The organism is Ignavibacteriota bacterium, from assembly GCA_016707525.1.
In the GTDB taxonomy this organism is placed as follows: domain Bacteria; phylum Bacteroidota; class Ignavibacteria; order UBA10030; family UBA6906; genus JAGDMK01.
The window spans coordinates 813,335-833,631 of record JADJHP010000001.1 but is presented as its reverse complement, the minus strand read 5'-3'; the positions used below and the strand labels follow the sequence as shown (position 1 = coordinate 833,631).

The 20,297-nt window shown below is 62.1% G+C and carries 21 protein-coding genes and 1 pseudogene; 14 read left to right on the top strand and 8 right to left on the bottom strand.

Annotation, left to right across the window (positions count from 1 at the left end; translation table 11 throughout):
- Position 1 precedes the first annotated feature (1 nt).
- From IPI01_03555 to IPI01_03520, 8 genes are all read left to right on the top strand, one after another.
- Positions 2 to 649 (top strand): outer membrane lipoprotein carrier protein LolA, encoded by a 648-nt coding sequence (locus IPI01_03555; GenBank protein ID MBK7256892.1) that lies wholly within the window; start codon positions 2 to 4, stop codon positions 647 to 649.
- Between the two features lie 14 nt (positions 650 to 663).
- Positions 664 to 1,695 (top strand): flippase-like domain-containing protein, encoded by a 1,032-nt coding sequence (locus tag IPI01_03550; protein MBK7256891.1) that lies wholly within the window; start codon positions 664 to 666, stop codon positions 1,693 to 1,695.
- Positions 1,692 to 2,369: a hypothetical protein gene (locus IPI01_03545; protein ID MBK7256890.1), complete on the top strand. Its 678-nt coding sequence runs from the start codon at positions 1,692 to 1,694 to the stop codon at positions 2,367 to 2,369. Before IPI01_03550 ends, IPI01_03545 begins: the two co-directional genes overlap by 4 nt.
- Positions 2,370 to 2,461: 92 nt before the next feature.
- Positions 2,462 to 3,031, top strand: a complete 570-nt coding sequence (locus tag IPI01_03540; protein ID MBK7256889.1) for a peptidylprolyl isomerase — start codon at positions 2,462 to 2,464, stop codon at positions 3,029 to 3,031.
- Complete coding sequence (holA, locus tag IPI01_03535) at positions 3,031 to 4,053, top strand: DNA polymerase III subunit delta (protein MBK7256888.1); 1,023 nt, start codon at positions 3,031 to 3,033, stop codon at positions 4,051 to 4,053. The genes IPI01_03540 and holA overlap by 1 nt, the downstream gene beginning before the upstream one ends.
- A 233-nt stretch (positions 4,054 to 4,286) precedes the next feature.
- The gene (locus IPI01_03530; protein MBK7256887.1) at positions 4,287 to 4,898 is read left to right on the top strand and encodes an SPOR domain-containing protein; all 612 of its coding nucleotides are present in this window, start codon (positions 4,287 to 4,289) and stop codon (positions 4,896 to 4,898) included.
- A 20-nt stretch (positions 4,899 to 4,918) separates the two neighbouring features.
- Positions 4,919 to 5,635, top strand: a complete 717-nt coding sequence (locus IPI01_03525; protein MBK7256886.1) for a MotA/TolQ/ExbB proton channel family protein — start codon at positions 4,919 to 4,921, stop codon at positions 5,633 to 5,635.
- Positions 5,632 to 6,354 (top strand): hypothetical protein, encoded by a 723-nt coding sequence (locus IPI01_03520; protein MBK7256885.1) that lies wholly within the window; start codon positions 5,632 to 5,634, stop codon positions 6,352 to 6,354. Before IPI01_03525 ends, IPI01_03520 begins: the two co-directional genes overlap by 4 nt.
- Here IPI01_03520 and IPI01_03515 read toward each other — a convergent pair.
- From IPI01_03515 to IPI01_03495, 5 genes are read right to left on the bottom strand one after another with little or no spacing between them, the layout of a single operon-like run.
- Positions 6,341 to 6,652: a hypothetical protein gene (locus IPI01_03515; GenBank protein MBK7256884.1), complete on the bottom strand. Its 312-nt coding sequence runs from the start codon at positions 6,650 to 6,652 to the stop codon at positions 6,341 to 6,343. The two genes, IPI01_03520 and IPI01_03515, sit on opposite strands and share 14 nt — an antisense overlap.
- Positions 6,653 to 6,654: 2 nt before the next feature.
- Complete coding sequence (locus IPI01_03510; protein ID MBK7256883.1) at positions 6,655 to 8,055, bottom strand: undecaprenyl-phosphate glucose phosphotransferase; 1,401 nt, start codon at positions 8,053 to 8,055, stop codon at positions 6,655 to 6,657.
- A 29-nt stretch (positions 8,056 to 8,084) separates the two neighbouring features.
- Positions 8,085 to 8,690, bottom strand: a complete 606-nt coding sequence (locus tag IPI01_03505) for a D-sedoheptulose 7-phosphate isomerase (GenBank protein ID MBK7256882.1) — start codon at positions 8,688 to 8,690, stop codon at positions 8,085 to 8,087.
- Between the two features lie 2 nt (positions 8,691 to 8,692).
- Complete coding sequence (gene alaS / locus IPI01_03500; GenBank protein ID MBK7256881.1) at positions 8,693 to 11,443, bottom strand: alanine--tRNA ligase; 2,751 nt, start codon at positions 11,441 to 11,443, stop codon at positions 8,693 to 8,695.
- Positions 11,440 to 11,718, bottom strand: coding sequence for an ATP-dependent Clp protease adaptor ClpS (locus IPI01_03495; protein ID MBK7256880.1), 279 nt, complete (start codon positions 11,716 to 11,718; stop codon positions 11,440 to 11,442). The genes alaS and IPI01_03495 overlap by 4 nt, the downstream gene beginning before the upstream one ends.
- Before the next feature lie 138 nt (positions 11,719 to 11,856).
- Between IPI01_03495 and IPI01_03490 the strand changes: the two are divergent.
- From IPI01_03490 to IPI01_03475, 4 genes and pseudogenes are all read left to right on the top strand, one after another.
- A pseudogene (locus IPI01_03490) lies at positions 11,857 to 14,248 on the top strand (aconitate hydratase).
- Positions 14,245 to 14,403 (top strand): hypothetical protein, encoded by a 159-nt coding sequence (locus IPI01_03485; protein MBK7256879.1) that lies wholly within the window; start codon positions 14,245 to 14,247, stop codon positions 14,401 to 14,403. The pseudogene IPI01_03490 and the gene IPI01_03485 overlap by 4 nt, the downstream one beginning before the upstream one ends.
- Positions 14,404 to 14,479: 76 nt before the next feature.
- The gene (locus IPI01_03480; protein MBK7256878.1) at positions 14,480 to 14,923 is read left to right on the top strand and encodes a BrxA/BrxB family bacilliredoxin; all 444 of its coding nucleotides are present in this window, start codon (positions 14,480 to 14,482) and stop codon (positions 14,921 to 14,923) included.
- Between the two features lie 28 nt (positions 14,924 to 14,951).
- On the top strand, positions 14,952 to 15,725 hold the full coding sequence (locus IPI01_03475) for an MOSC N-terminal beta barrel domain-containing protein (protein MBK7256877.1): 774 nt from the start codon (positions 14,952 to 14,954) through the stop codon (positions 15,723 to 15,725).
- 53 nt (positions 15,726 to 15,778) lie between these two features.
- On the opposite strand, the gene IPI01_03470 is transcribed toward IPI01_03475, so the two are convergent.
- From IPI01_03470 to IPI01_03460, 3 genes are read right to left on the bottom strand one after another with little or no spacing between them, the layout of a single operon-like run.
- Complete coding sequence (locus IPI01_03470) at positions 15,779 to 16,678, bottom strand: S9 family peptidase (protein MBK7256876.1); 900 nt, start codon at positions 16,676 to 16,678, stop codon at positions 15,779 to 15,781.
- Positions 16,679 to 16,704: 26 nt separating this feature from the next.
- On the bottom strand, positions 16,705 to 17,604 hold the full coding sequence (locus IPI01_03465; GenBank protein MBK7256875.1) for a hypothetical protein: 900 nt from the start codon (positions 17,602 to 17,604) through the stop codon (positions 16,705 to 16,707).
- A gap of 51 nt (positions 17,605 to 17,655) precedes the next feature.
- Positions 17,656 to 18,633, bottom strand: a complete 978-nt coding sequence (locus tag IPI01_03460; protein MBK7256874.1) for a phosphatase PAP2 family protein — start codon at positions 18,631 to 18,633, stop codon at positions 17,656 to 17,658.
- Between the two features lie 120 nt (positions 18,634 to 18,753).
- On the opposite strand from IPI01_03460, the gene IPI01_03455 reads away from it, so the two are divergent.
- Both IPI01_03455 and IPI01_03450 read left to right on the top strand, forming a co-directional pair.
- Entirely contained in the window at positions 18,754 to 19,497 is a 744-nt protein-coding gene (locus IPI01_03455; GenBank protein ID MBK7256873.1) for a tetratricopeptide repeat protein, read from the top strand.
- On the top strand, positions 19,498 to 20,295 hold the full coding sequence (locus IPI01_03450) for an HD domain-containing protein (protein MBK7256872.1): 798 nt from the start codon (positions 19,498 to 19,500) through the stop codon (positions 20,293 to 20,295).
- The last annotated feature ends 2 nt before the right edge of the window (positions 20,296 to 20,297 follow it).

The window sequence follows — 20,297 nt, the reverse complement described above, 5'->3', positions numbered from 1 at the left end:
GATGACGAAGGGATGGTGGCGGGGTGTACTGACGGCCGTCGTGATGGCCGGAGCGGCAACGACGGCCAGCGCGGGCGATACGGCGAAAGAGATCCTCGAAAAGGTGAGCGACCGCTACGATGCGATACGCGACGGCGAACTCCGCTTCACCCAGAAGACCGGGTTCGCCGTGGCGCAGGTGGAACAGGAAGTGACCGGGACCCTCGTCTTCAAGAAGACGAACAAGTACCGTGTGGAGTACGACGGACAGGCGATCGTGACGGATGGCAAGACGGTCTGGTCCTATTCGCCATCCACGAACCAGGTCCTGGTGGACAATTTCAAGCTGAACGAACGGTCGTTGACACCCGAACGCATCCTGGGTGCAGCGCCGGATGACTATGCACCCACGCTCATCGGCCGTGAGAAGATCGGTACGATCGAGACCGTGGTTCTGAAGTTGACACCGCCCGAAGGATCGGGCATGCTCAAGTCCATGAAGATCTGGGTCCAGGAAGGCGAGTGGCTTATCCGTAAGGCAGAGCTCCTCGACCTCCACGGCAAGCGGACGACCTATCAGGTCCATTCCATCAAGACCAATACCGGGGTCCCGGACACGCGCTTCACGTTCCAGGCTCCCGCCGGTGCTGAAATCGTCGACCTACGCTGAGGACCCACTCCCGCATGAGCACCGCCCCCGCTGCGTCGTCACGCACCCGTTCGCTGATCAAGTACACGCTCAGCATCGGGGTCACCGTGCTCTTTCTGTATCTGGCGTTCCGCGGGACGAACTTCAGTGAGCTGCTGGATTCCCTGCGCAGGGCGAACTACTGGTGGATGATCCCGTACTTTGCCGCGCTGATGATCAGCCACTGGCTCCGCGCCTGGCGCTGGCGGTATATGCTGGAACCCGTCAAGCCCGGCATCGCTCTCCGCAACCTGTTCTCGGGCGTGATGGTAGGGTACATGATGAATAATATCCTCCCGCGTGCAGGCGAGCTGGTGAGGCCGTACACGTTGGGTAAACTGGAAGGCATCCCGAAGAGTTCTGCCTTCGGCACGATCGTCGTCGAGCGCCTGATCGACACGCTGTCATTCATCGTTCTGGTCGTCGCTATCCCGCTGCTCTACCGCGGGCCGCTGAAGGAATCCTTCCCGTGGCTGGAAAACACGGGGATCATCGTCACGATCGTCACGGGGGTCGCGCTCGTCGTCCTGATCGGCCTTATGATCCGCCGGAACTGGACCGATGCGCTCCTGAAGAGTATCCGGAAACTCGTGTCCCCGTCGTTGGCGGACAAGATCGAAACCGGGGTACATTCCTTCCTGGACGGGTTCATCTTTCTGAAGCGCCCCGACCGTTTCCTCGCGATCTTTGTCCTGAGTGTGCTTGTGTGGGCTCTCTATGCCGTGATGATGTACGTCGCGTACTTCGCGTTCGACCTGCAGGCCCTCGGGTTCCGCAGTGCCATCGTCGTCCTCGCGATCTCGAGCATCGGTGTGGCGATGCCCACGCCCGGAGGGACCGGCACGTATCACGTCCTGACGTCCCAGACGCTGAGCCGGCTGTATGCGGTGAATGCGACGACGGCGCTGAGCTACGCAACCGTGACGCATGCGGTGGGTTTCGTCGGGGTGACACTGATCGGGTTGTACTACTTCCTGCACGATCACATCCGCGTCTCCGAGGCCACGGCCGATGGGGAGAAGAAGTGATCGTGCGGAATGCTGCTCTCGGGTGCCTTCTTGCTCTGGTCCTTGGTGCCGGGGCGTCATCCGCGGGTGTACCCGCGGCACGCCGTGCAGGCTTCAGTGCAGGGCTGGGGGTGAACTACCTCGCCCAGCGTGATGTGGTGGACATGCTGAACGGCGGGTACGGGCTCACGAAGCGGCTGGACCGGTATCATGTTGCTGTCGATTTCTCGGGCGCGTTCGTGCTGCCGCTGGGAGAGCGCTTCGGCCTGAGGTTCGAGTATGCATACCTGCTCAACACCGTGAACGCCGCGGGACTGTACACCGGGACCACGGAGTTCACGACCACCGTTCATATGCCCTCGGTCGTGATCGAGTATTGCATCGTCGATGCCGGGCCCTATAACCTGAGCGCGGGCATCGGCGGCGGGTACCACGTCGGGCGCCTCGACCTCCGGTACGGTGGACTCGAGGCCGGGTATGCGGCGCAGGGGCCGGGCGCGGTCGTGATGCTCGTCGGGAATACGGCGGTCTCCGAAGAATTGTTCGTCCACCTTGCGGGAACGGTACGGGCGGGGATGCTGGGCGAGCTGCGCAATACGAATGGGGTGTCGCCGGGGATCGGCTCGGAAGGCCAGCCCGCCACATTGAGTTTCTTCGCTCTCGGTGCGCGGATCGGTGTGTCCTATTATCTGTGACGTTGTGTTTTCCCTTGTCCTTTTTTCCTTTTCACATGGAGGTTTCAATGAAGCACACATTCACATTACTTATCGCAGGGCTTATGGCTGCTATGACGGTTGAACAGGCGGGCGCACAGAGCGCCGCTCCCGAGAGCAAGGAGATCGTGGTGATCGAGACCTCGCTCGGAACATTCGAAGCCGAAATGTACCGCGCGGATGCGCCGAAGACGGTCGAGAACTTCGTCCGCCTCGCGGAGAAGAAGTATTTCAACGGCATCATCTTCCACCGCGTCTCGAAGGGTTTCGTGATCCAGGGCGGCGATCCGACGGGTACGGGTTCCGGCGGCAAGAGCATCTATGGCGGTGAATTCGCCGATGAACTGAATCCGCAGACGCCGTCGTACAAGGCCGGCTATCTGAAGGGCGTATTGGCGATGGCGAACCGCGGCCCGAACACGAACACCAGCCAGTTCTTCGTGATGCTGCAGGATGTGCCGCGCATGCCGAAGAACTACACGATCTTTGGCAAGGTCATCAAGGGCATCGAGGTCGTGGAGAAGATCGGTGAGGTCGATATCACGCCGCAGATGGGCGCACGCGACGGCAAACCGAAGGTGGATGTCGTCATCAAGAGCGTCACCGTCCGGCACGAACCGTTCGGCGCACCCGCGAAGAAATAATGGCGAAAGGCGGGCCGACATACGCGGACCTGCTTGCCGCACTCAAGAAGAAGTCCTTTCTCCCCGTGTACCTGCTGCACGGGGAGGAGGATTTTTTGCTTGAGAGTGCTCTCCATGCCGTTCTCGATGCCGTGTTGCCTGCCGACCTCCGGTCGCTGAATCTCGATGTCGTGGATTGCGGTGACGTTGACGGCCGTGACATCGTTGCGCGTGCTGCCTCGTTCCCGATGATGGGCGATACGCGCGTGGTGATCGCGAAGAACATCGACCGGATGGTGGTGCAGGACCTCGAGCAGCTCACGGGCTACGTCGAAGCCCCATCCGCATCCACGGTCCTGATCCTGGCAGGGAAGAAGGCGGACCTCCGGCGGAAGCCGTTCTCCACGCTCCATGCCCGCGGTGCGGCATTCGAGTTCGCACCGGTGCGTGATTCTTCCATCGCGTCATGGATCACCGGCCGCGTGGCCAGCTACGGCGCAACCATCGATGATAATGCCGCGGATCTTCTGTCGGCGTACATCGGTGTCTCCTTGCGCGAGGTTGACAGCGAGATCACGAAGCTGCTCACGTTCCTCGGCGACCGGAAACATGTCACTGCCACCGACGTGGCGGATGTCGTCGGCTTCTCGCGTGAGTTCACCATCTTCCAGCTCCAGGAAAGCATCGGCCGGGGAGATGTCCGGCGTGCCATCACGATCATGGATCACATGCTCAACGATGGGCAGGCACTGCCGTATTTCATCGTCATGCTCACGGGGTATTTTTCCTCACTCTGGCGGCTCCACCACCTCGTCGCCTCCCGGGAGAAGCGCGAACCGTCCGAGTTTCCCAAGGCCTGGAACTGGAAAAAAGACGAATTTCTGGCTGCAATGCGCCTTTTTCCGCCCCGGTCGATCGAACGGGCGTTCCGGATCATGGCGGAAACAGAGTTCGCGTCACGCCAGACGGGGGGGGCGGACCAGCGCGACCTCCTGCACGGCATGGTGGTCCAGATCATGGAAGGCCTTCCCCCCTCAACTTGACTTCTCACCTGTGAAGTGGTAAATTAACGATATAGCACGGGGACTTGAGAAGATACTTTATGTTGTCCGGCACATCCGGGCATGGTGCCTCTTGCTGATGATCACGTTGCCATGATGCAGGGATTGCGCGCCGATGCGGCGTGACATCAGACACGGCGCGGTGCCGATCGACCGCGCGGTTCTTCCTGATAGACAGTCACATCATCATCCGAACCACTAAGGAGGGTCAATCGATGCCACGGTTCAATCTGAAGGATGAAGCAGCCGGCGCAGAACCGATCACGCCGGACACCGGGAAGTCCCCGGCAGCCCCGACGTTGCGCGAGGTCGGCGGTGGAGGGGGATCCGTTTCGCCTCTCATCCTTGTCCTGCTCGCTCTCGTGATCCTCGCCGCAGGCGTCTTCGCGCTGAACTACTTCAAGGTCATCCATCTGTGGGGAAAGAAAGCTCCCGTTGTCACGGAGACGCTGCCGGAGCCCGATCTTCCGAGTGCAGTCAACGAGCAGGCTGCGACACCGCCGGCAGAGAGCCTCCCGCTTCCCGGCACGACGCCTGAACCCGCACCGGCAACGAAAGCAGCGCCAGCTCCTGCACGAAATCTGAGCGTTGTACCGACCGGTACCGGCAAATTTACGGTCCAGTTCTCCGCATGGACCTCAAAGGCGAAAGCGGAAGACCAGGCTGCGAGGTTCGTTGAGGGCGGGTATGAAGCCTATGTCGATCAGGCACAGGGTTGGTACCGCGTGCGTGTGGGCAGCTTTGATACGCGTGCCCAGGCACACGAAACGCTTGCCAAGTTGCAGAACATGACGGAAGACGAGGTGTACGTCTCAAAGCAGCGCTGATCGCTGCACCAGGAGTATGCATGGATCTGTATGATATGATGCAAAAGGGGGGTGTGCTCATGTGGCCCATCCTCCTTTGTGCGTTGCTTGTCGTCTACGTGCTCATCGACCGCATGCTCGTGCTGCGCCGCGCCCGTATGGATGCGGCGCAGTTCATGCTCAAGCTCAAGAGCATCTACCGTCATGCCGATGTGAACGCGGTCCTTTCCTACTGTAGCCAGAAGGAAGCGCCCATCGTCTCCGTCGTGCGCCGCGGGATGTCGAAGCTGAGCGAAGGTGATGTCAAGATCCGCGAAGCCATGGAAGGTGCGGGGCGGGAGGAACTGTATCGTCTCGAACGGCGCCTCACCATGCTTGCGAGCATCAGCGGTGTCGCACCGATGCTCGGCTTCCTCGGTGCTGTGATCGGCATGGTGAAGGCCTTCCAGGCGATCGAAGGCCAGGCGGCCGGACAGCTCACTGCTGCTCTCCCCGGTGGCGGCATCTACGAAGCGCTGCTCGCCATGGGCTTCGGCCTGTGCGTCGGCATCGTCGCACTTCTTGGCTACAATCTCCTCCTTGCACGTATCGGACGCATCGCGCACGACATGGAGATCACGTCCGGCGAGTTCCTGGACATGCTGGGTCAGGGGCCGGCGGGGTTCCAGGCAACGGTGACGCCGGGGGAGGACAGCCCTGCACTCTCGCGCCCTGCCCTCGTAACTGAACCGGAATTCTTCCGGCGCAAAGTGACATGAAGTTCGCGCCGGAGCATCGACCCCTTACGATGACCGGCGTGGCCTCGCTCGCCGGTCTCGCTGTCTTCATGATGATGTTCTTCGTCACAGCGATGCTCATCACCGGACCCGGAGCGAACCATGCGGTCACGCCCATCGCCGGCACGGATACCGTTGCCGCACGCGGGCCGGCGGACGAACCACAGGATCCCTCCCCGGTCATCGATCCTGCACCAGCAACCCGCATGACCACCCTCACGGAGTCCGTGCGCGCGTCGCTGCTTGCCGCTGCCGGAGCCGCACAGCATCGGCGTCCGGTGCCCCAGGTCAAAGCCCCTGGTTCGCAACAACGTCCGGATCCCCGCGTCCGGACCACGCCCCGGCGGACGGTACAGGAGAAGCCTCCCGCCGTCACACCACGAAACGTGGCGCCGAGAAGAGTGCATGGGAGCGTTGCGCAGGGGTCGATCCAATGGATCGGCGGCGGGCGCCGCCGAAAGGCATCGGGAGCACCGCCGGCATTTCCGGCGGGGGTGACCTCCAATGTGCAGATCAAAGTGGAAGCTGTGGTGGCCCCCGATGGGCGCGTACGTTCGGTGAGGCCGGGTCAGAAGGGGAATGCAAAATGCGAGGGCGCCGCGATCCGTGCTGTGCAGCGGTGGAAGTTCGACCGGCTCCCGCGGTCAGCCCCCCAGCGCGACCAGCGGTGCGTGGTGTCCTTCACCTTTACCGCGAAGTAACGATCTCTTCCTGTTCCTCCTCCGGTGCATCCTTCTTGAAGTAGAAGTAGTAGAATACCGATTCAACGAGCGCCAGCACTGCCAGGGCCGCCGCATCGGCGTTCATCCACGTGCCGAATCCCTCCGGCGGCAGGATCAACCGCATCACGAACGACGCCATGCTCCATCCGACGAAGAAGATGAGGAGCATGAACAGCACGCCCAGGGATCCTTCGCCGACCCCTTCCTCCTGCCATCGCCTGGTGAAGACCGCGGCGAACGCAATGATGTGTGCGTAAAAGACGATCAGCGGGACCATGGCTATTCCTGCTCCTTGAATGTCAACGCTGCGCGCAATGTGCGCAGCAGGATCCTGATGTCGAAGGCGATCGACCAGTTCTCGATGTAGTACAGGTCGAATTTGATGCGCTCTTCTATGGAGGTGTCGCCACGGAGCCCGTTCACCTGCGCCCACCCGGTGACGCCGGTCTTCACGCGGTGACGGTCGAGATACCGGGGGATGCTCTGTCCGAACTCCTGCACGATGTGGGTGCGTTCCGGGCGCGGCCCGACGAGGCTCATATCGCCGCGGACCACGTTCCAGAGCTGCGGGAGTTCATCCAGACTGAACCGGCGCAGCAGTTTGCCGATCGGTGTCCGGCGCGGATCGTTCCGTATCCCGAGTCCCGCCTGCGCATCGAACTTCTCCGCCCCCGGCACCATGGAACGGAATTTGAGCATGGCGAACTCCGTTCCGTCGAGTCCGATCCGCTGTTGCCGGAACAGCACAGGCCCCGGTGAGGTGAGCCGCACCGCCAGGGCGATGAGGGCGATCAGAGGGGAGAGGAGGATCAGGATCGTTCCAGCCACAACGATATCAAAGGTGCGCTTCACTGCCTGGCCGAAGGCGCCGAGGGGGATGGTCTTCACGCGCAGGAAGGGGATCCTTTCCAGATCGCGCACCCGCACCTGGCTTGTGAGCACGTCCAGCATGTCCGGCACGAGCATGAATTCGATGTTCACACCTTCACACTCGCTGATGAGCGTGAACAGGCGTGGTTGGTCGCGTGAGGTGAGCGCGATGAACGCCAGGCGGATGCCATGCTCTCTGATGAATCCCGGGGCATCGGCCACCGTGCCGAGGCATGGGGCGGAGGCAAGCCGGCTTCCCGGGGGTGCGGGAGCTTCCGCAAAATACCCGGCGATATCGAAGCCGAACGAACCGTGGCGATGCAGGCGGCCATAGACCTGTTCGGCGAGTCTGCCGTTGCCGATGATGATGGCGGATTGGAGATGACGGCCTTCCCGGTAGGAGCGGCGCTCCGCCCATTGGATCGCCATGCGCCCGATCGTGATCCCGACGATGGAGAAGCCCCAGACGAGCCCGAAGACGATGCGCGAAAACGAGAAGGCGCGGTAGAAGAACGTGGCGCTCATCACGATGAGCATGCCGAACGTCACCACCCGGATGATGTTGAACACTTCATCGGAAAGGTTGGCGTTCCGGCGTGCGCGGTACATGCGCCGTGAGCGGAAGATCGCGAGCCAGACAAGGATGACGAACAACGAACCGGCGAGATAGCCGGAGAGCGGCGGGGCCTCGTCCATGACGAAGCCAAACGACTCGAAGAACGACGTGTGGAAGCGGATCCCGTAGGCGAGGATGAAGGCAAGCTCGATCGCCACCGCGTCCGTGCATGCCGCCAGGAGCGGCACCCACACATCGCTGCGCCGTGTGTCCTTCAGTGCGGTCAGCTATACATCTCCCGTTCGAGCAAGCTGCACAGGATATGCCCGATCGTGATGTGCCCCTCCTGGATGCGCTGGGTGTCCTGGGAGGGGACGATGATGGCGACGTCCACGAGTTCGCGCGTCTTCCCGCCGTCCTTGCCGAGCAGTCCGATGGTCGCCATCCCCGCAGACCGTGCCTGGGCCAGCGCCCGGTTCACACTTTCGGAGTTGCCGCTGGTGCTGATGACGACAAGGACATCGCCCTTGCGCCCGAGAGCCTCCACGGATCGGGCGAAGACGTTGTCGTACCCGATGTCGTTCGCCCCGGCCGTGAGGATCGAGCTGTCGGTGGAGAGGGAGACGGCAGGGATGGCCGGGCGTTTGAGTTTCGGGTCCATACGGATCACCAGTTCGGCCGCGAGATGCTGGGCATCCGCTGCGCTGCCGCCGTTGCCACAGAGCAGGATCTTTCCGCCCTGGTTCAACGTACGGATCAGCACGTCGACGGCTTTCACGATCACATCACTGCATTTCTCTGCGATCAGCCGTTTCGTTTCGGCACTGGCCTTGAGTTCGTCCTCGATGTAGGCCTGCCGTGCAAGTATCGTGAGGGGGAGATGTGCCATGGTCAGGCTTTCGTGAGTGTCGCAATGATGGATGGGATCTGCGCCAGTGCCTCGGGCAGTTTTGCCGCGTCTTTACCGCCCGCGGTGGCCATATGGGGGCGCCCGCCACCGCCACCGCCGAGGAGTTTGGCGACCGCCCCGACCACCGCACCGGCGGCGATCTTCTTAGCGGCCACCAGGTCATCCGTGACGACGCAGACGAGGGACACTTTGTCCTCATGGACCGCCGCGAGGAGGCCCACGCCGCTGCGGAGTTTGCTCCGCAGCGTATCACCGATATTCTTGAGTTCATCCATGGACGGCGCACCCACCTGCCCGGTGACGACGGTGACCCCGTTGACGGTCGTGGCCTGTGCGATGAGCGCGTCGATGGCACCGGCCGCCCCGGCAACGCGGGATCGGCTGAGTTCCTTCTTGAGGTCCGCGGCCGACTCCGTGAGCGCGTCGAGTGCCGACTGACGGTCATGGAGGCCCTGTTCAACGGCATCGACCGTCTTCTGGTCGACCATGCCTGACGGGAGGGTGAGGGAGCCCAGGGACGGGCGCACGAACTTTGTCTTCCCCGTGCCGGCACCGGGAAGGCTCTTTTCCAGCTCCTGCTGTTCTTCGATAAGGTGCGCGATGCGCTCGTCGAGTCCCGCCGCCTTGCGGATCTGCTCGTCGATGTACTGCCGCAGCCCGATGCCTGTCACGGCTTCGATACGCCGCACGCCGCTGGCGATGCTGGATTCGGCAATGATCTTGAAGAGGCCGATATCCGCCGTGGACGCCACGTGGGTGCCGCCGCAGAACTCGACACTGAATGACTCGTCGATCGTGACCACGCGTACCGTATCGCCGTATTTATCGCCGAAGAACATCTTCACGTGCGGGATCTTGCGTGCTTCTTCGATCGGCATGTCGACACCCGTTCGGACGGCGATGGCGTCGGCGATCTTGCCGTTCACCATATCCTCGATCGCACGGATCTCGTTGGGAGTGATCTTGCCGAAATGGGGGAAGTCGAACCGCAGCCGTTCCGGTGCCACGAGCGATCCCTGCTGGTGCACGTGCTCGCCGAGCACGCGGCGGAGCGCTTCGTGCAGCAGGTGCGTCGCGGAATGGTTGCGGCGGATGTCGTTGCGCCGCGCCGCATCCACGCGCGCCGTGACCGTCCCTTCGCGGACCGCCTCGGGCGAGCCCTTCACGAACCGTACCTCATGGATGATCTTGCGATCGAGCCGGAGGGCATCCACGACCTCCGCCGTGAAGCCGTCGCCTTCGATGACACCGCTATCATCCACCTGCCCGCCCGATTCGACATAGAAGGGCGTGCGGTCGAGGTAGATGTACTTGCCGCTGAGTATCCTTCCGAGGTGTGCGGGGGTCTCGGTGGTTCCATAGCCGACGAATTCCGTGGGCGGGAGGTCCGCGATCTCGCGGATGAGTGCGGTTGCCACGCCCTGCGACTCCACCTTGCCGGCGTCGCGGGCGCGCGTGCGCTGCTCTTCCATCCGTCCGGTGAATTCGGCGCTGTCCACCTTCAGGCCACGCTCCTCCGCCATCAGCTGGGTGAGGTCGAGAGGGAAGCCGAAGGTGTCGTACAGCTTGAAGGCATCATCGCCCGGGAAGACGGTGGAGGGTCCGATCCGCTCGACGACCGATTCGAAGATCTGAATGCCACGGTCCAGGGTGACGAGGAAGCTCTCTTCCTCTGCTTTGATCGTGCGCTTGATGTGCTCGCGCTTCTCGATGAGTTCGGGGAACACATGGCCCATGGTGTTCGCGACCGTGTCGGTGATCCCGTAGATGCAGGGGTCCTTCATGCCCAGGTTGCGCGCGAATCGTGCGGCGCGGCGCAGGATGCGGCGGAGGACGTAGCCGCGGCCGTCGTTGCCGGGGATCGCGCCATCGGCGATGGCGAAGCTGAGCATGCGGATGTGGTCCGCGATCACGCGCATCGCCACCTGGTCCGCCGGTGCGGTGTACGGACGCCCCGTCGCTTCGCTGATCGCGTTGATGATCGGCATGAACACGTCGGTGTCGTAGTTCGACGATTTCCCCTGGAGCACGGCGGACACCCGCTCGAAGCCCATGCCGGTGTCGACGTGCTTTGCCGGGAGGTTCTCGAGTTCTCCGGAGGGTGTACGGTTGTTCTGGATGAACACGAGGTTCCAGATCTCCATCACGCGCGGGTCGCCGGCGTTCACCAGGGCGCCGCCCGACTTGTCCGCGGTGAGGTCGATGTGGATCTCCGAGCACGGGCCACACGGCCCGGTCTCGCCCATCTCCCAGAAGTTGTCCTTCTTGCCGAACGTGATGATATGCTTCGGGTCGATATCCGTGACCTTTGCCCAGAGCTTGCCGGCCTCGTCGTCGGTCTCGTAGATCGTCGCATACAGGCGCGACTTGTCGAGTCCCCACTCCTTCGTCAGGAGTTCCCATGCCCAGCCGATCGCTTCCTTCTTGTAGTAGTCGCCGAACGACCAGTTGCCCAGCATCTCGAAGAAGGTATGATGATAGGTGTCGCGGCCGACCTCTTCGAGGTCATTGTGCTTCCCGCTCACGCGGATGCACTTCTGCGTGTCCGCGGCACGGACATAGTCCCTCTTGCCGGTGGCAAGGAAGACGTCCTTGAACTGGTTCATGCCTGCATTGGTGAAGAGCAGGGTGGGGTCGCCGTGAGGGATCACCGGTGCGCTGGGAACGATCCGGTGGTCGTGGCGTGCAAAGAAATCAAGGAAACTCTGGCGGATCTCGTCGGCTTTCATCATACCTCGATCTGGGTCATCAGTTGGATCTCTTCAAGGATGCCGCTGACCTGCACGCAGCGCATCATCTCGCCCGAAAACACTATGGCTTTGCCCCGGGTATGGACCTCCCACGCAAGGCCTTCCGCCTTTTCCTGCGAGCAGCGCGTTGCCTTGATGAGCTGGGTGATCACTTCTTCGAACGTATGGACATTGTCGTTGAACAGGACGACCTTTGCAGGATCCTGTGTGGCGACGTCCTCGTCCGACTGCTCGAGTCCAAGTGGTTTGGTGGTCATAGGTTGAATTCGGTTGTATCATCAAAAATATGAAAAAACGGGCAGTTGTGCAATGCATCACTTGCGCGTCGTACACGCACTCCGTATATTATGCCACGTTATTTTCAATACCCAAGCCCACCCTGGAGGACACCACCAATGATCCATGATCTCCCGATGATCGAACGGGTGTACGCCCGTACCCCCGGCCGGGTCCGCGTCGCGCGCCGCCTTGTCGGCCACCCCCTGACGCTCACTGAGAAGATCCTCTATGCGCACTACTGGCGTGCGCCGAAGGACCCTGCCGTCCGCGGGAATTCCTACGTGGATTTCGCCCCCGACCGTGTTGCCATGCAGGATGCAACGGCCCAGATGGCCCTCCTGCAGTTCATGTCGGCAGGGATGCCGTCGGTGGCCGTTCCTTCGACCGTGCATTGTGACCACCTGATCACGGCGCAGACCGGCGCAGAGGCGGATCTGGACCGCGCGCGCACGGAGAATAGCGAGGTCTACGCGTTCCTGGAGAGCGTTTCGGCCCGGCATGGCATCGGATTCTGGAAGCCCGGATCGGGCATCATCCATCAGGTCGTTCTGGAGAATTATGCGTTCCCGGGCGGCATGATGATCGGAACCGATTCGCATACCCCGAATGCCGGCGGGCTGGGCATGATCGCGATCGGTGTGGGTGGTGCGGATGCGGTGGACGTGATGGCGGGGATGGCATGGGAGCTCAAGTTCCCGAAGGTCATCGGGGTGCACCTGAAAGGGACCCTCCATGGCTGGGCGAGCGCGAAGGACGTCATCCTGAAGCTCGCCGGGATCCTGACGGTGAAGGGGGGGCACGGGCGCCATCGTCGAATACTTCGGCGAAGGGACGTCATCCATCTCCGCGACCGGCAAGGGGACCATCTGCAATATGGGCGCCGAGATCGGTGCGACGACATCCGTGTTCCCGTACGACGAACGCATGAGCGCGTACCTCCGCTCCACAGGCCGCGCGAAGGTGGCCTCGCTGGCAGATGGCATCGCGGAGCACCTGCAGGCGGATCCGGAGACCGCCGTGTCGCCGGCTGACTACTATGATCAGGTTATCGAGATCGACCTGTCGGATCTCGAGCCGATGATCAACGGCCCGTTCACCCCGGACCGCGCCTGGAAGCTGTCGGAGTTCGCGCAGGCGGTCCGCACGAACAACTTCCCCGAGGAACTCAAGGTCGCCCTGATCGGCAGTTGCACGAATTCGAGCTATGAGGACATCGAGCGTTCGACCAGTATCGCCCGCCAGGCACTGGAGCACGGACTGAAGGCGCGGTCGGAGTTCACGATCACGCCCGGGTCGGAGCAGGTGCGTGCTACGATCGAACGCGACGGCCACCTGGATGTGCTGACGCGGATCGGCGGCAGCGTGCTCGCGAATGCCTGCGGCCCGTGCATCGGTCAGTGGAAGCGAGGCGACGTCGCGAAAGGTGTCCGCAATTCCATCATCACCTCCTTCAACAGGAACTTTGCGGCACGGAACGATGCCAACCCGGAGACGCATGCATTCGTTGCGAGCCCGGAGATCGTCACGGCACTCGCGCTCGCCGGACGGATCACGTTCAACCCCGTGACGGATGAACTCGATACACCGAACGGCGGCAAAGTGAAGCTTGCGCCGCCGAACGGCGCGGAACTGCCCGCGAACGGTTTTGCCTCCGGCGCAGCGGGGTACGTGGCGCCGGCGGCGGATGGATCGAAGATCAGCGTGCACATCGCGCCGACCAGCGATCGATTGCAGGCGCTGTCCGCGTTCCCGGCATGGGACGGCAAGGACATCGCCGGGCTTCCCGTGCTCGTGAAGGCAAAGGGGAAGTGCACCACCGACCACATCTCGCCTGCGGGCAAGTGGCTGAAGTTCCGCGGGCATCTGGACAATATCTCGAACAACATGTTCAGCGGCGCGGTCAACGCGTTCACAGGTGCCGCGGGCACCGGCAAGAACATCCTCTCCGGCGAGACCAAGGAGTATCCGGCCGTTGCGCGTGACTACAAGGCTGCGGGACTCGGTTGGGTGGTCGTGGGCGACGAGAACTATGGCGAAGGTTCGAGCCGTGAACACGCGGCGATGGAGCCGCGCTGGCTCGGCGGCCGCGCGATCATCGTGAAGAGTTTCGCTCGCATCCATGAGACCAACCTGAAGAAGCAGGGGATGCTGCCCCTGACGTTCGCCAACCCGGCGGATTACGACAAAGTGCGCGAGGATGATCGGGTGTCGATCACGGGGCTCACGTCGTTCACCCCCGGTGTGCCGCTCACGCTGGTATTGAAGCATAGCGATGGGACCATCGACACCTGTGTGTTGAACCATACGTTCAATGAGAACCAGATCGGATGGTTCAAGGCCGGCAGCGCGCTGAATCTGATCGCACAAGGCTCCTCGAAGGTCCGGGTACGGATCCAGAAAGTGATCCCTGCCGCCACGGTACAGGGCACGAAGAAGGGGAAGGCGAAGGCCCGGCCCGCAAAGAAGAGCAAAGCCAGCCCTGCGAAGAAGGCAAAGCCAAGCCTGTGAAGAAGAAGAGCAAAGCGAAGCCTGTGAAGAAGAGCAAAGCAAAGCCTGTAAAGAAGAGCAAGGCCAGGTTGGTGAAGAACGTCAAGGTCAAGGCCGCAACGAAGGCCAAGAAGGCGAAGACGTCAAAAAAGGCGAAGGCCGTCAAACGGCCTTAGTATTTGCTGGAACCCGTTGACGCATGGAAATGTTCCTAAGAGTAGAGCACTTGCATCCACTCAAAGGAATGTTTCCATGCGCTACGATCCACAAATGATCCAGCCGTACCGGGACGAACTCACACGCCTCGGGTTCAAAGAACTCAAGACCGTTGAGGAGGTCGACCGGTCCCTCCTCGAAGGAAAGGGGACCAACCTCCTCGTGATCAATTCGGTGTGCGGGTGCGCGGCCGGCAAGGCACGTCCCGCCATCGGCCTTGCACTGCAGAAAGCTGCTGCCCGTCCGAATGTACTAAGCACGGTGTTCGCCGGGGGTGACATCGAGTCCACCGCACGTGTGCGCGAACACCTCGGCCAGATCCCGCCGTCCTCCCCGTCGATGGCACTCTGGAAAGACGGAAAACTTGTCGAATTCATCCCCCGCTATCTCATCGAAAGCCGTGACGCCGGTACGATCGCCGCGCATTTGACGCAGATGTTCGAAGAGCACTGCGGACAACCTGCACCGGCAGGGAAGTGAACAGTCCATCCTCCAGCCAGACCGCCCGATGACACTCGCTGCGATCCTCGTGTATCCGATCAAGTCGCTGGACCCGGTCAGGGTCCCATCGGCGCGTATCACCGAAGGCGGGATCCTGGAGTTCGATCGGGTGTGGGCGCTGCGAGGGTCGGATGGGCGAGCCGTGCGCGGGAAGAACTGCGAAGCCATCCATCAGGTCCGTGCGCGGTTCATACTCCCGGGCAATTATGTTACGTTGACGTGGGCCTGGGAGAAGGACGAGTACACGTTCCGGCTCGGCGAAGAGGATGAGGCGATCGCAGGGTGGTTCGAACGCCGCCTCGGGCAACCGGTTCGTCTTGCGGCCGATCCCGTGAAGGGGTTTCCCGATGACACCGACGCCTATGGGCCGACGGTCATCAGTGATGCCACGCTCGATACGGTTGCCGGCTGGTTCCCGGGGATATCCCGGGATGAGGTCCTCCGGCGGTTCAGGCCGAACCTCATTGTCACCGATGTGCCGCCGTTCTGGGAGGACATGCTGTATGCCGCAACGGGGAGCGTCCGGTTCCGGATCGGAGATGTGGAGATGAACGGACAGAATCCGTGTGCGCGCTGCGTGGTTCCGACACGTGAACCGTTGAGCGGCGACCCATATCCGGATTTCATGAAGACCTTCATCGAGCGGCGGCGGGAAACACTTCCTCCCTGGGCCGCACCGTCCCGGTTCGATCACTTCTACCGGCTGTCAGTGAATACGACCATCGGCATGGGCGAGGCAGGCAAGAACCTGCGTGTGGGAGATGCGGTCGCGATCATGTGAGCGGCAACAGTGAGGCCGGACCTCGTGTCCGGCCTCGCCGTTGCTCCTTCGGTTCAATGCCCGGCGGTTCCTTCCGCCGGCAAGCCTTCGAGGCCATACTTCTCCGAGATGTCCAGCGGCGGCATCCCTCCACCGAAGGGCTTCGCGTCCCTCACGTACCAATCATACCAGTCGAGCGTCCGGAACAAGACATCCCGGCGTCCCGGTTGACGTGCGTTGCCATGCTGCTCGCCGGGGTACTGGATGAGCCGCACTGCAGGATGATCGTTCATCTTCATCCGCCGGAAGAGTTCCACGCTTTGTGTCGGGGGAACGCGCGGGTCGTCGGCCCCCCCGCAGATCAGCGTTGCCGTTGAACTCTGCTTTGCCCAGAACACCGGACTCCGTTTCAGCGCCAGGTCCCACATCTCTTCCAGAGGCTTTCCGGAGTGCACGAATAGTTCTTCATAGGCGATGTCCGTTGTGCTGTTGCGGCTGATCAGGTCGCTGACCCCGACGAACATCACCACCGCGCGGACGTAGCGTGTGTAGTAGGTCGCGAACCATGCGGCGGCGTAACCGCCATACGACCCTCCGCCGAGCCCGACCCGTTCACGGTCGGCGATCCCCTCCGACGCAAGATGGTCGATACCGTCCGCGATGTCGTCGAACTCACGTCCCGCCGGGTCGCCGAGCCCCGAAGCTGCGAACTCCACGCCGTAGCCCGTGCCCGACCGGTAATTCGGGTAGAAGACCGCGTAGCCTTTCCCTGCGAAGACCTGTCCCGGTTCGCCATACGACGTGAGCCACGAATTCGACCAGTGATACTCCGGCCCGCCATGGACCACGACGATGAGAGGGTACTTTTTCCCTTTCTCGTATCCCACGGGCGTGATGAGCAGGCCTTCCAGCGGCACACCGTCGCGCGACGCATAGTGAACTACCGATTGTGTCCCGAGTTCGGTCTTGCTCAATGAAGGGTTGAGTGTGGTGATCCGTTCTACAGGACCTCCCGGCACCCAGACGTAGATCGGACCACCCCGGATGCCAGGTCCACAACATAGCCATGGCTGACCTGATTGTCGCTGCGCCGCGCGGCAGCAGCAACGGCCAGCTTCGACCCATCAGGGCTGAAGGCATAGGGGCCGAGCTTTCCGGCGGGCGTGTAGATCACGGTGCTGGTGGTATCCGTGAGCGACATCCGGTAGATCTTCTGGAACATGTAGCTCTCATCGATAAGGTTGCGCGGGGAAGCGCCTACGGCCGCGGATTTCCCGTCCGGTGCGAACTCGAACGACCAGACATTCAGGCCCCGGGAGACGGGGCGGGGCGATCCGGCACCGCCGAGGTCGGTGACGAACAGCGTACGTGGGCGGAGGTTCTCTTCGTAGGTGATGAATCCATATCCCTTTGACTCCAGCGCGCGGGTGCGTGCGGAACGGGGGAGCTCTGCGATATAGCCCACCATCGTTCCGGAGGGGTGCCAGCGGAAGGAGAGGACACCCGTCTCGGCGTGGGTCGCCTGCTGGGCCTCGCCGCCGTCGATGCGGATGGTCCACACCTGGGGTTGTGCTTTGTCCCCGCGCTTCATGATGCATGCGATCGTCTTGCTATCCGGGTTCCACGCCGGGGATCCGATCTTCACCTTCCCTGTGATGTATCCTCTGCTCTCCCTGGATTCCCTGAAGTAGACATGGAGTTCCGCATAGGATGCTCCCGCTTCATCATTGGCTTGCCGGGGGATGTCGATCGTGTAGGCGATCATGTTTCCATTGGGGCTGAGCACTGCGGTGCCAACCTGCTTCAATCCAAGCAACGCTTCAGCGGTAAGGACGTCCGCCCGGCTGATGATCGGTGCAACGAAAAGGAGGAATGTGAGGAGTGTGCGGGCCCTATGCATGGCTTGCTGTCCTGATGGTTAACTGATGTGAATACAACACGTTGAACGGTCTTACATCACCCGCTTTCGTGTGTTCATCCGGTGGATGGCCCAGGAAGCTGTGATGATCGCGCAAGAGGGGGCAAGTATTCTGTTCGCAATTCCCAGAAGGGGGGTGCCCGGTCCCGCGAGTGCAAGGAAGAGGAAGCGGAATCCCGCCGCGAACGCGATGAACGTTGCCATGGCGATCGCGACATGCAGGATTTTTGTCCAGAGGCCCGCCCCCCGGGGCGGATCCGGGAGCACGCGCTCTGACCATGCCTGTCCGAGGTTGACGCCGAGGAGCATGGCCGCTTCATCCGCTGCCGCGCCGGGGAAAGCAACGAGGCAGAGCACCGGTAAGGCGAAGAGGGCGATGGTATTGAGAATGCGGATGAAGGCGATAGGCCGGGCTGTTGGTGCATCCCGTTGGATCATGACCACCACGAACACTGCCAGAAGCCCGAGTGCCACGCCGCCGAGAACATCAGCGAGGAAATGTCTCCCGAGATACATGCGCGAGAGGGGCATGAGGGCGACCAACGACCCGGCGGCAAAGAGCAGCCACGGTTTCCGCCAGAAGATCGCGGCGGAGCCGCTCACCGCAACCGTTGTGCTGCAGTGGCCGGATGGGAACCCGAAGGAGATGTGCGGCAGGGCCCGGAAATAGGCGACGACGTCTGGCGGCAGCAGTTCGAGGAACCCGGCGGCGCCGCGCCCGGTGTACGGTGTGGGAAGATCCCGTTCCCCTGTGATGTCACGCACGAGCGCATCGACGTCCACGGGACGGGGGAGTGCGAAGGCAGTTTTGAGGACCGAGGTCACGATCGCCGTCCAGAGAAGCACCTGCGTCAGCAGAAAGCCGCGTTTCCGTTCGACGCCGAAGATCACGGCCAGCATGACGAACGCGAGGAATTCCTCTTCGCCGAGGATACTCACCACCCGCATCAGAAGGTCAAGGAACGGTGTGCTGAAGGATTGCAGCCACCGGTGGATTTCTGTCTGGAACATGATTGGAACATACGACATTTTCACCAGAGTGCCAAGCGGGTGGCCGGACAGCACCACCCATGCTTGTTTGTCCTTCTGGATGTCCGTACATTGTCAACCCCAGAATGCAGGAGGATGGTGGTGGTCGTTGCATTGATCGGTCTGTTGCTCTCCCTTGGCAGTGATCCGCTGGCCGCGATGAACCGTGGCGACGCCGCATTCCAACGTATCGCGTATACGGAAGCCGCCGACTCGTATCGGGCCGGACTGGCAACGGCGCCGGACGATCGGCAGCTGCTCTGGCGGCTTGCCCGGGTCGCGGTGTGCATGGGAGAGGTTGAGGAGGATCCGGTAAAGCGGAGGTCCCTCCTGGCGCAAGGGGAAGAGGCCGCACGGCGCTGCATCCGGATCGATTCAACGATGACCGAGGGGTACACATGGCTTGCGGGTGCTCTCGGATATCAGGCACTCGACGAGGGGATGTCGGAGCAGGTGCGCATTTCTCAGGAGCTCGTCAGTGCCACCGATGCGGCGGTCAGGCTGGACCCAATGAATGATGCCGCCTGGTCGATCCGCGGTTCGTTCTTCCGTGCGCTCGGGAACGTTGGTTGGATGAAACGCCAGCTTGCGGCCATCCTTCTCGGGACGATCCCGGAGGGTGGCTTCGCGGAGGCGGAAGAGGCGCTGAAGACCGCGATCCGTTTAGCCCCGGATATCATGCGTCACCGGTATGAACTCGGTGTCCTGTACCTCGACCAGGGCCGCAAGGACGAGGCCCGTCAGCAGTTGCGGGATGCTGCGGCGTTGGAGATCCGAACGGCGATCGACCGGCCGCGGCGCGAGAAAGCGTTGAAGCTCGTCCGTGAGATCGGGGAGGGTGACTAGATGGTCACGGTGAAGGATGTGCGCTGGCTGCGCGGGTGGTTCAGAGCATTTGTTGCCGGGTACATGACGGGGGATGCCGACCTGCGGCGCAACATGCGCCTGAAGGAAAGCCACACCGCCCGGGTGTGCCGGGAAGCCCTGGCCATTGCGCGGGGCCTCGGCCTTGATGCCGCCTCACTTCGCATGATCGAAACGATCGTTCTGCTGCACGATGTCGGCCGGTTCGAACAGTACCGCCGCCACCGGACATTCTCCGACGCACAGTCGGAAAACCATGCGAAGCTTACCCTCGCCATTCTCCGGAAACGGGCCGTGCTCGAGAGGTTCACGCCGCATGACCGGAGCATCATCCGCCGCGCCATCGCCTATCACAACCTTCCGCAGATCCCTCCGGGCGTCAAGAACGCCGAGGTGTTGTTGTTCTCACGGCTGATGCGTGATGCGGACAAGCTGGACATCCTCCGACTGGTGATCCATTACTACAATGCGCATCCCGAGAAGAAGAATCATGCGATAGCGGTCGGATTGCAGGAAGCGCAGGACTTCACGCCGGAGGTCCTTGCGGACCTTTTGCAGGGGAGGATCGTGCGGAGTGCGCATCTGCGGAATCAGAACGACTTCAAACTCCTGCAGATGGGCTGGGTGTACGACGTGAACTTCGTGCCGACACTGCGGTCGATGAAGCGGAGGAAGTATCTGGAGAAGCTGCGTGCAGCGATGCCGGATGCCCCTGAAGCGGACGCGGCATATGCCACAGTGTCCGCCGTGCTTGCACGCCGCATCCGTGAGGAAGCGTAACG